The sequence below is a fragment of the Pontibacterium sp. genome, assembly GCF_964228735.1.
Taxonomy (GTDB): Bacteria; Pseudomonadota; Gammaproteobacteria; order Pseudomonadales; family Balneatricaceae; genus Pontibacterium.
The window spans coordinates 19,167-28,480 of record NZ_CAXRBQ010000085.1 but is presented as its reverse complement, the minus strand read 5'-3'; the positions used below and the strand labels follow the sequence as shown (position 1 = coordinate 28,480).

Below are 9,314 nucleotides of genomic sequence, written 5' to 3'. Positions count from 1 at the left end.
CGAGCCGGAAGTGATCCTCACCCGTCGGGCCGCGCATCTGTCCAGTCACAGCGGAGAGGTGGCTTTTCCCGGTGGAAAACATGACCTGACCGATCCTGATCTGCTTTTTACCGCGTTGCGTGAGGCGGAAGAGGAGGTGGGACTGAACCCCGATCACGTGGACGTGATCGGCCCCCTCGGCCAGGTGATGTCGAAAAACCGGCTGCAGGTCACCCCGTGGGTGGGCATTGTGCCCCACGATGTGCGTCTGCAGGCCAATCCGGACGAGCTGGACGCAATCTTTCGCGTACCGCTCAGTTACCTGATGGATGATAACCGCTGCCGCACGGACGAGATCCGTACGACCCATGTGACCCACTACGTACCCGCCTGGGAATTTGAGGGCTATGTGATTTGGGGCTTAACCGCGTACATGTTGGCGGAGCTGCTCAACGTTGGGTTTGACGCACAGATTCCGATGAAACCGCGGCCCGAGCACCGCAAGGTGTAACAGGAAAAAGTGCCGCCAGGTGTAAGAGGCAATAGCACCGCAAGGTGTGATAGGAAAGAGCACCGATAGGAGTGAACAATGTTATATGAGCTGGAAGGGCAACAGGTTCGTTTGATCGGCGATGAGCACTTTATCGCTGAAAACGCGACCGTGATAGGGAATGTCGAGTTGCACGACCGCACTAGTGTCTGGTTTAACGTGGTGATTCGTGGCGACAACGACCCGATCATTATCCGTGAAGGCACCAATATTCAGGACGGAGCCGTGCTGCACACCGATCCGGGCTACACGCTGGATATCGGTGCCAACGTGACCGTGGGGCACAAGGCGATGCTACATGGCTGTACCGTCGGAGACTGCTCGCTGATCGGTATCGGTGCGGTGGTATTAAACGGTGCCAAGATTGGTAAAGGCTGCCTGGTGGGCGCCAATGCCCTGGTGCCGGAAGGCATGGAGATTCCGGATTATTCACTGGTGGTGGGTTCCCCGGCCAAGATTAAGCGTCTGCTCAATGACGAGCAGCTCAAAGCCCTGGAAGCGAACTCTGAGCATTACGTGGAGAACATGCGCCGCTTCCTCAAAGACTTTAAGCCGCAGGAAGTTTGATGAACGAAGCTGTAACACCGGTGCGCAGCCCTTGTGTGGGAGTCTGCTCACTGGACGAGAACGATATCTGCATCGCCTGCCACCGCCACGGCATTGAGATTGGTGAGTGGGGGGGGATGACCGATGAACAGAAGCGCGAAGTACTGAGCAAAGTGGCCCGCCGCGAGCAGGGCGAAATCTGCTGAAGCGCTGAAACAGAGCCTGAGGAGAGATTCTGATGCAGGTGATGATCGATCTGTGTGTAATTCCACTGGGAGTCGGTGTTTCTGTCTCTGAATATGTGACGGCCTGTCAGCGTGTTCTGCAGGAAGCCGGATTGGAGCACCAGATGCATGCCTACGGTACCAACGTGGAAGGTGAGTGGGACGAGGTGTTTGCGGCGGTGAAACGTTGTCATGAGGTGGTGCACGAGATGGGGGCGCCACGGGTATCCACATCGATGCGGATCGGAACCCGTACCGATCGTGAGCAGAGTATGCAGGACAAGATCGACAGCGTGGAGCAGAAGCTGTCCGAAGCTTAAGTGCCGTTCTGATTGAGCAATAAAAAGCCCCGTTGATACGGGGCTTTTTTGTGCCTTGGTGTTGCGCGTGTTACTCGTCGTCTTTGTCCGGTGGCCCAATACAGCTGATACGGATCGTTTTGATCAGGTTGTCTTTGATCTGCAGGGTCTCCAGCTGGTAGCGTCCGATGCGCATACAAGCGTTGGCGTCCGGGATCGATTCCAGGGTTTCGGTAAACAGACCATTGATGGTTTTTGGGCCATCGGTTGGCAGGTCCCAGTCCAGCGCTTTGTTCACATCACGGATGTAAGCGGTACCATCGATAAAATAGGTGCCGTCTTCCTGTGGGTGGATGTCCTGATTGTCTTCCTGTTTGTCGTTGGACAGCTCGCCTACGATCTCCTCCAGGATATCTTCCAGTGTTACTACGCCTTCGATATCACCGTACTCATCCACAACCAGCCCCATGCGGTGGCCCTGCTTCTGGAAGTGCAGCAGCTGGGTTTGCAGCGGAGTGCTTTCTGGGATGAAGTAAGGTTCTGCGATAACCTGCAGGATCGCTGCCTTAGAAATGGTGCCCTGATGGAATACCTGGGCCAGGTTGCGCATGTGCAGGATACCCACCACCTTGTTCAACTCGCCGCGATAAACCGGCAGGCGGGTGTGAGGCGTCACACTCAGTTCCTGAATGATCTGATCGATATCCTCATCCAGGTCGATGCCCACCACTTCATTACGCGGCACCATCACATCGTTAACGGTCACCTCACTCAGCTCCAGTACACCCAGTAGCATTGACTGGTTGCGATGGGGCAGCAGAGCTCCAGCTTCGTGTACCAATGTGCGCAGCTCTTCGGTGCTGAGGTTGTGGTTATCGTTATTGTTGATGTTGATGCCAAACAGGCGCAAGAAGCTGTTGGTGATGCCGTTTACCGCCCATACCAGCGGGTAGATCAACGTCAGCAATGGGCGCAGGACGTAGGCCGCTGGGAAAGCGATCTTTTCCGGGTGCAAGGCGGCCAGCGTTTTTGGCGATACTTCCGCGAAAATCAGGATCACCAGCGTCAGCAGTGCGGTGGCGATTGCGATACCAGCGTCACCCCAAAGGCGGACGGCAACAATGGTTGCGATGGCGGAAGCCAGGATGTTTACAAAGTTGTTGCCGATCAGGATAACCCCGATCAGGCGGTCAGGGCGCTCCAGCAGCTTGCTTGCCCGGCGTGCGCCTGGGTGCTTTTTTTTCACCAGATGTTTCAACCGATAACGGTTGAGCGACATCATGCCGGTTTCAGAACTGGAGAAAAATGCGGAGCAGAGAATAAGGAAACAGAGGATGCCTAATAAGAGGCTTATCGATGCGTCTTCCAAGACTGCATAACCCGTAGTCTATTGTTGGAGGTCCATTGTCGAGGGGACCTCAGGGGCTGTCAAGTGGCGAAAGGGATGGATGTCGGGATTAGGTCTGGGGCGGCTGCGGAGCAAGGGGAGAGCGGCTGCTTAGAGCAGCCACTCCAGTACCAGTTTGCTGCCAAAAAAGGCCATGGCGAGCAGGATAAAACCGCCGATGGTCCAGCGGGTTGCCGTGTGGCTGCGCCAGCCAAAGAACTGGCGGCCACAGATCAGCGTGGCATAAAGTACCCAGGCGATCAGCGACAGCACGGTTTTGTGTATCAGGTGCTGGGCAAACAGGTCATCAACAAACAGGAAACCGGAAATCAGTGCGGCGGTCAGCAGGATCAACCCAGACCAGATCATCTCAAACAGTAGGCGATCCATGGTCTGCAGTGGCGGCAATGAGGCCACCAGCCCACGGGTGTGGTGGTGCTTCAGCGCGGAATGCTGACGGGACACCAGAACCGCCTGCAGTACTGCCAGGGTAAGAATGCTGTAGGCCAGTACCGAGAGCAGGATATGGGTGATCAGCCCGCCGTCATAGTCGCGGGCGATACTCTCTTCCGGAATGATGCCGGCAATCAATGCGGCCAGCAGGGCGATCGGGAATACGCCAATAAAGAGGTTATCAATGGCCTGACGAATGCTGCTCAGCAGGACAATCGCCACGACCAGCCAGGACACCAGGCTGCCCATCGCGAAGAAGCCAAGGTGGATGCCCTGCGGTTGGTGCAGCAGCGCGTATACGGCAACCGTATGGCACGCGAAACCGGCCCAGCCCAGCAATTGATTTATCTTGCGGGGTTGTTTGCGTTCGCCCTGGAGAATCTGCCACTGAAGAAAGGTCGCTACGGCATAAAAAGCAGCGGCAAGTAGCGTGGGAAGTATCAGCATCCTTTTCCTCCTGTCCGCGGACAGGTCACAACACTAAAACAGGTGCCGGAATGCGGTCGCAGTCGGCTAAGCTCGCTAGTGTGTCACAATTGCGGGATGGATGAAATATCGGGGGTGTGGCATGGACCTATTGCTACTGTATAATGTGCGGCAATTGCAAATTTCTCCGAGTCCCGCCTTTCATTTATCAACGCTTATCCGGATGTTAACCCTACCGACCGTTGACTGTGGGACCTGATACCGAGGCAGAGCATGTTCGAGAATCTTACAGAGCGACTCACGCGGACGCTTAAGACCGTCACTGGCCAGGCCAAGCTGACCGAAGACAACATTAAAGGCACCCTGCGTGAAGTGCGTATGGCACTGCTGGAGGCGGACGTTGCCCTGCCAGTGGTAAAAGCGTTTGTTAACAGCGTAAAAGAGCGCGCTGTTGGTACTGAAGTGACCAGCAGCCTGTCGCCGGGCCAGGTGTTCGTTAAGATCGTTAACGAAGAGCTGGTTAAAGTCATGGGTGAGGCCAACGAGGCCCTGAACCTGGCTGCGCAGCCACCTGCGGTTGTGATGATGGCGGGTCTGCAGGGTGCGGGTAAAACCACCTCCGTGGCTAAGCTGTCCCGCTACCTGCGCGAGCGTGAGAAGAAAAAGGTGCTGGTGGTATCTGCCGACGTATACCGTCCGGCGGCGATCAAACAGCTGGAAACCCTGGCGGCGGAAGTACAGGTTGAGTTCTTCCCATCCACTGCGGATCAGGATCCGGTCGATATCGTGAATGCGGCTATTCAGCACGCCAAGATTCAGCACCACGACGTCCTGCTGGTAGATACCGCGGGTCGACTGCACGTCGACGGCGAGATGATGGACGAGATCAAGCGTCTGCACGCGGCGGTGAAGCCGGTGGAAACGCTGTTTGTCGTCGATGCAATGACCGGTCAGGATGCTGCCAACACCGCGCGCGCGTTCAACGATGAGCTGCCGCTGACCGGTGTGATCCTTACCAAGACCGACGGTGATGCCCGTGGTGGTGCAGCATTGTCTGTACGTCACATTACCGGCAAGCCGATCAAGTTCCTCGGTGTCGGCGAGAAGGTGGAAGCGCTGGAGCCGTTCCACCCGGATCGTGTGGCTTCCCGAATCCTCGGTATGGGTGACGTTCTCTCCCTGATTGAGGAAGCAGAACAGAAGATCGACAAACAGAAAGCTGAGAAGTTTGCGAAGAAAATCCAGAAGGGCAAAGGCTTTGACCTGGAAGACTTCCGTGAGCAGATCCAGCAGATGAAAAACATGGGCGGCATGATGGGTATGCTCGATAAGCTGCCTGGCATGGGTCAGATGGCCAATGCGGCTCAGATGGCGGGTGCAGAGAAAGGTGTGGTCCAGATGGAAGCGATCATCAACTCCATGACACCAAAAGAGCGCCACAACCCGGATATTATCTCCGGCTCCCGTAAGAAGCGTATCGCTGCCGGTTCCGGCACTCAGGTGCAGGACGTTAACCGTCTTCTGAAACAGCATAAGCAGATGTCGAAGATGATGAAGAAGATGAAAGGTAAAGGCGGCATGGCCAAGATGATGCGTGGCATGAAAGGTATGCTGCCGCCGGGTATGGGCGGTGGTCCAGGCGGCCCTGGTGGTATGGGCGGCATGGGCGGTGGTGGTTTCCTTCGCTGATTTTCCTGCCTGTTAGGGGCTCAATATTCCCTTTTGAGCTCGTTGTCCGGCGGAAATCCCAGATAAATCCGCCGTTGACCAAGATTTAGACATAAACTTCTTTGAAAGGGTGGTGAATTCGCGTAGAATTCCCGCCCTAATTTTGCGTTCGTGGGCCTTTGGTCGGCGAACTGACGGATCGGCTGTTGTCCTGAAACGGATGCAGTCGGTAGATGAAACTGCGAGCGATACCAAAACTCGCAAAAGTAAAGGGACCATTCGCATGGTAACAATTCGTTTGTCTCGTGGCGGCGCTAAAAAGCGTCCTTTCTATCACCTTACTGTAGCTGACTCACGCAACCCACGTGATGGTCGCTTTATTGAGCGCGTTGGCTTCTTCAACCCAACAGCTCGTGGCCAGGAAGAGCGTCTGCGCGTAAACCTGGAGCGTGTTGAGTACTGGCAGAGCAAAGGTGCACAGGTTTCTGACCGTGTAGCTGTACTGCTGAAAGAAGCTGCGAAAGCTGCTGAATAATTGGTTGGATCAGGTCGGGTCATCTAGATGAGTGGAAACAACTTGGACGACAAAACAGTCCTGGGGCGTATCTCCTCTGTCTACGGTGTTAAAGGATGGGTGAAGATTTACTCTTACACCGATCCGCTGGAAAACATACTGACCTACTCACCGTGGCTGCTGAAAATCAAAGGCGAGTGGAAACCTGTAGAGGTGGAAGCCGGCAAGCAGCATGGTAAGGGCCTGATTGCAAAGTTGGCTGGAGTAGATGATCGCGAGATTGCCCGTACGTATAACGGGATTGAGATCGCGGTTGAAACCGAACGTCTTCCTGATCTGGAAGCGGGCGAGTTCTACTGGAGTCAGCTGGAAAACCTGAAGGTATACACCGAGTCCGGCGCATTGCTGGGTAAGGTGAGTCATCTGATGGAAACCGGCGCAAACGATGTGCTGGTGGTTAAAGGCAACGCTGAGAGTATTGATCGTAACGAACGCTTGATACCTTACCTGCCTGATCGGGTGATCAAAGAAATTGACTTGGAAACAGGTACTATTCGGGTCGACTGGGATCCGGAGTTCTAAACCGTGTGGTTTGGCGTAGTGACGCTGTTCCCGGAGATGTTTGAAGCGATTTCTCGCTTTGGTGTCACTGGAAGGGCGGTACGAAATGGTTCGATCGAGGTCGAGTGCTGGAATCCGCGTGATTTTACGCATGACAAGCACCGTACTGTAGACGATCGGCCGTACGGCGGTGGCCCCGGCATGCTGATGAAAGTTCAGCCGCTGCGGGACGCGATCCACGCTGCTAAAGCAGCAGCGGGGGATGATGAGGTGAAAGTGATCTATCTGTCACCTCAGGGACGCCGACTAGACCATGACGGGGTGCAGGAATTAGCAACTCGTAAGAAGTTAATTCTGGTAGCCGGACGCTATGAAGGTATTGATGAGCGTCTGATTGAGACCGAGATCGACGAGGAGTGGTCGCTGGGAGACTTTGTTCTCAGTGGCGGTGAATTGCCCGCCATGACCATGATCGACGCGGTTTCTCGGCTGGTGCCCGGAGTGTTGGGGCATCAGGACTCGGCTGTCGAGGATTCATTTGCTGATGGGTTGCTGGATTGTCCGCACTACACGAGACCGGAACAGTTTGACGGAATGCAGGTGCCTGAGGTGCTGCTGGGCGGCAACCATGAGGAGATCAGACGCTGGCGTCTGAAACAGCAACTGGGACGAACCTGGAAACGGCGTCCGGAGCTGCTGGACTCTCAAGAGTTGACCAAAGAACAGCAGGCATTGTTAAAAGATTTTATCCGGGAGACCCAAGGGTCCGACGGTTGAATATTTAGGAGCGAGCCATGAGCAGCAAGAACCTGATTATTCAGCAGATTGAAGCTGAACAGAAAACCAAAGAAGTGCCAGAATTTGGCCCGGGTGACACCGTTGTTGTACAGGTAAAAGTAGTAGAGGGTTCCCGTACCCGTCTGCAGGCGTTTGAAGGCGTAGTTATCGGTAAGCGTAACCGCGGCGTAAACTCTGCATTCACTGTACGTAAAATCTCTCACGGTGTAGGTGTGGAGCGTACTTTCCAGACTTACAGCACTACTGTAGACAGTATCGCTGTTAAGCGTCGCGGTGACGTGCGCAAAGCTAAGCTGTACTACCTGCGTGAGCGTAGCGGTAAGTCTGCACGTATTAAAGAGAAGCTTAACTAAGCATCTGTTTAATACTGCAAATAAAAAAGCGGCTTTTATGCCGCTTTTTTTGTGCCTGTTGATTATGCTCAGGCGGGCGCGATGGCAAATTCGGGTATCGTTGCCTATAGTGTGTCCATTCCAATCCTGAACTGCCCGGAAAGCGATTTTGAAACGGATCTCTCTTCTTCTCTTTATCCTGCTGTTGCCTGTTTTCGCTGTGGCGGGTTTCTATGGTTATCTCTGGTGGCGCGTAACTGATTCAGCGGACCGTGCGGTGGCGCAGGCCTCGCCGTTTATGGAGATCAGTTACGACGGCGTACGTATCGATTTGATCGGGACCGAAGTGGCGTTGCGGGACCTGCGTGTAGCGCCGATGGGCGTGGGCGACCAGATGCGGATTGAAGAGGTGGTGCTGAAGTCGCAGGACTGGTCGCAGATGATGCGCCTGGATGGCAATCTGCAACATGAGCCTTGGCCGGAGGGATTGTCCCTGCGTCTAGACGGTATGTTGTTTCATCTGGACGGACCGATGATGCAGCAGTGGACGGCTTTAGCGCTGCAGGCCCAGCCACAGCCCTCATATACATTTGGGCGCTTCTGCAGTTCGTTGCAAGGGGCGGAGCTGATGCAGGCGATGGGCTATCGCATGATCAATCTGGATATGGCGATGGGCTACCAGTTTAACCCTGGTACGCAGCGCATGACGATTGATATGGAAGTGGATGCGAAGCAGCTCAGTGATTTCTCGTTCCAGATGGTGTTTGAAGCTTCAGACAGTACGCTGACAGCGGCTGCGATGTCGGGAGCTGCTGCCCTGCAATCGGTATCGATGGATGCCCGAGATAAAGGCTTTAACCGCCGGTACAGGGAGTATTGTGCTACCCAGGCGGGCGTGCAAGATGAGCAGTTCGATGCGGCCTTGGGTGAGGAGTTTATCCAGCTGGGGCAGCTAATAGGTTTGCGGCCGCCGGAGACGGTTGTGCAGCATGTTGTTGGTATGTACAGACCTGGCGCGAATCTGGGTTTTAAGCTGCAACCGGCGCACCCTGTTGGTCAGTTTGATATGGCGGGGTTGGATTCGCCGGAGGCCTTTATTGAGCTGTTGAATCCATCACTGAACATCAATGGGCAGCAGATAACAGCGCCACAAATTGGTGAGTTTTTGCAAGAGGCAATGGTCGCTGTTGCGGTGCCAGAACCTGAGCCTGAGGCGCAGGTGTTGATAGAGCCGCAGATTGAGCGTACGGAACCGATTGAACCGGAGGTAGTTGCTGAGAAGGCGACTGCTGTTCCGCAGGTCGCAAAAGCTCAGGCGTATCAGACGCCAGTCACACCTCCTGTGAAGGGGTATCGCGCTACGCCGTTATCCGATATGGCACAGCACGTGGGTAAACCGGTCCGTATGGTGACCTATTTTGGGCGTCGTATCGAGGGGCGGATCCTGGAGATAAATCGCCACCAGGTTATGATCGAGCAGCGTATGCAGCGCGGTGTTGCAACCTACAGTATTGCCCGAGATAAGGTGGCGGAGCTTGAGGTGTATCGCTGAGTTTTTGGGCTGGTCTGAGTAGTTG

At 54.9% G+C, this 9,314-nt stretch carries 12 protein-coding genes; 10 read left to right on the top strand and 2 right to left on the bottom strand.

Annotation, left to right across the window (positions count from 1 at the left end; all coding sequences use genetic code 11):
• The 4 genes from ACEQ15_RS09490 to ACEQ15_RS09475 form a co-directional block, all read left to right on the top strand.
• The coding region (locus ACEQ15_RS09490; RefSeq protein ID WP_370278914.1) for a CoA pyrophosphatase at positions 1 to 490 on the top strand (490 nt) is incomplete at its 5' end.
• Positions 491 to 568: 78 nt separating this feature from the next.
• Positions 569 to 1,096 carry a gamma carbonic anhydrase family protein gene (locus tag ACEQ15_RS09485; RefSeq protein ID WP_370278913.1) on the top strand — a complete coding sequence of 176 codons (528 nt, stop codon included), beginning with the start codon at positions 569 to 571 and terminating at the stop codon, positions 1,094 to 1,096.
• Positions 1,096 to 1,281, top strand: a complete 186-nt coding sequence (locus ACEQ15_RS09480; RefSeq protein WP_370278912.1) for a DUF1289 domain-containing protein — start codon at positions 1,096 to 1,098, stop codon at positions 1,279 to 1,281. The genes ACEQ15_RS09485 and ACEQ15_RS09480 overlap by 1 nt, the downstream gene beginning before the upstream one ends.
• 32 nt (positions 1,282 to 1,313) lie before the next feature.
• Positions 1,314 to 1,619 carry an MTH1187 family thiamine-binding protein gene (locus ACEQ15_RS09475; protein ID WP_370278911.1) on the top strand — a complete coding sequence of 102 codons (306 nt, stop codon included), beginning with the start codon at positions 1,314 to 1,316 and terminating at the stop codon, positions 1,617 to 1,619.
• 70 nt (positions 1,620 to 1,689) lie between these two features.
• Here ACEQ15_RS09475 and ACEQ15_RS09470 read toward each other — a convergent pair whose 3' ends face one another.
• Together ACEQ15_RS09470 and ACEQ15_RS09465 are read right to left on the bottom strand one after the other, a co-directional pair.
• Positions 1,690 to 2,967, bottom strand: a complete 1,278-nt coding sequence (locus ACEQ15_RS09470) for an HlyC/CorC family transporter (RefSeq protein ID WP_370278909.1) — start codon at positions 2,965 to 2,967, stop codon at positions 1,690 to 1,692.
• A 129-nt stretch (positions 2,968 to 3,096) separates the two neighbouring features.
• On the bottom strand, positions 3,097 to 3,885 hold the full coding sequence (locus ACEQ15_RS09465; RefSeq protein ID WP_370278907.1) for an inner membrane protein YpjD: 789 nt from the start codon (positions 3,883 to 3,885) through the stop codon (positions 3,097 to 3,099).
• 252 nt (positions 3,886 to 4,137) lie between these two features.
• Here ACEQ15_RS09465 and ffh point away from each other — a divergent pair, with 252 nt between their 5' ends.
• The 6 genes from ffh (at position 4,138) to ACEQ15_RS09435 (ending at position 9,289) form a co-directional block, all read left to right on the top strand.
• A complete protein-coding gene (gene ffh / locus ACEQ15_RS09460) occupies positions 4,138 to 5,553 on the top strand; it encodes a signal recognition particle protein (protein ID WP_370278906.1) in 1,416 nt (471 codons plus the stop codon).
• A 262-nt stretch (positions 5,554 to 5,815) separates the two neighbouring features.
• Positions 5,816 to 6,067 carry a 30S ribosomal protein S16 gene (rpsP, locus tag ACEQ15_RS09455; protein ID WP_370278903.1) on the top strand — a complete coding sequence of 84 codons (252 nt, stop codon included), beginning with the start codon at positions 5,816 to 5,818 and terminating at the stop codon, positions 6,065 to 6,067.
• A 27-nt stretch (positions 6,068 to 6,094) separates the two neighbouring features.
• A complete protein-coding gene (rimM, locus tag ACEQ15_RS09450) occupies positions 6,095 to 6,628 on the top strand; it encodes a ribosome maturation factor RimM (RefSeq protein WP_370278902.1) in 534 nt (177 codons plus the stop codon).
• Between the two features lie 3 nt (positions 6,629 to 6,631).
• On the top strand, positions 6,632 to 7,384 hold the full coding sequence (gene trmD / locus ACEQ15_RS09445) for a tRNA (guanosine(37)-N1)-methyltransferase TrmD (RefSeq protein ID WP_370278901.1): 753 nt from the start codon (positions 6,632 to 6,634) through the stop codon (positions 7,382 to 7,384).
• A 17-nt stretch (positions 7,385 to 7,401) separates the two neighbouring features.
• Positions 7,402 to 7,758, top strand: coding sequence for a 50S ribosomal protein L19 (gene rplS, locus ACEQ15_RS09440; protein ID WP_282350342.1), 357 nt, complete (start codon positions 7,402 to 7,404; stop codon positions 7,756 to 7,758).
• 148 nt (positions 7,759 to 7,906) lie between these two features.
• Positions 7,907 to 9,289: a hypothetical protein gene (locus ACEQ15_RS09435; protein WP_370278900.1), complete on the top strand. Its 1,383-nt coding sequence runs from the start codon at positions 7,907 to 7,909 to the stop codon at positions 9,287 to 9,289.
• The last annotated feature ends 25 nt before the right edge of the window (positions 9,290 to 9,314 follow it).

Bases quoted from the DNA above. Each gene is read 5' to 3' on its own strand.
- ffh (WP_370278906.1), top strand. From the start codon at position 4,138: ATGTTCGAGAATCTTACAGAGCGACTCACGCGGACGCTTAAGACCGTC.
- ACEQ15_RS09475 (WP_370278911.1), top strand. From the start codon at position 1,314: ATGCAGGTGATGATCGATCTGTGTGTAATTCCACTGGGAGTCGGTGTT.
- rimM (WP_370278902.1), top strand. From the start codon at position 6,095: ATGAGTGGAAACAACTTGGACGACAAAACAGTCCTGGGGCGTATCTCC.
- ACEQ15_RS09480 (WP_370278912.1), top strand. From the start codon at position 1,096: ATGAACGAAGCTGTAACACCGGTGCGCAGCCCTTGTGTGGGAGTCTGC.
- rplS (WP_282350342.1), top strand. From the start codon at position 7,402: ATGAGCAGCAAGAACCTGATTATTCAGCAGATTGAAGCTGAACAGAAA.
- ACEQ15_RS09485 (WP_370278913.1), top strand. From the start codon at position 569: ATGTTATATGAGCTGGAAGGGCAACAGGTTCGTTTGATCGGCGATGAG.
- ACEQ15_RS09465 (WP_370278907.1), bottom strand. From the start codon at position 3,885: ATGCTGATACTTCCCACGCTACTTGCCGCTGCTTTTTATGCCGTAGCG.
- rpsP (WP_370278903.1), top strand. From the start codon at position 5,816: ATGGTAACAATTCGTTTGTCTCGTGGCGGCGCTAAAAAGCGTCCTTTC.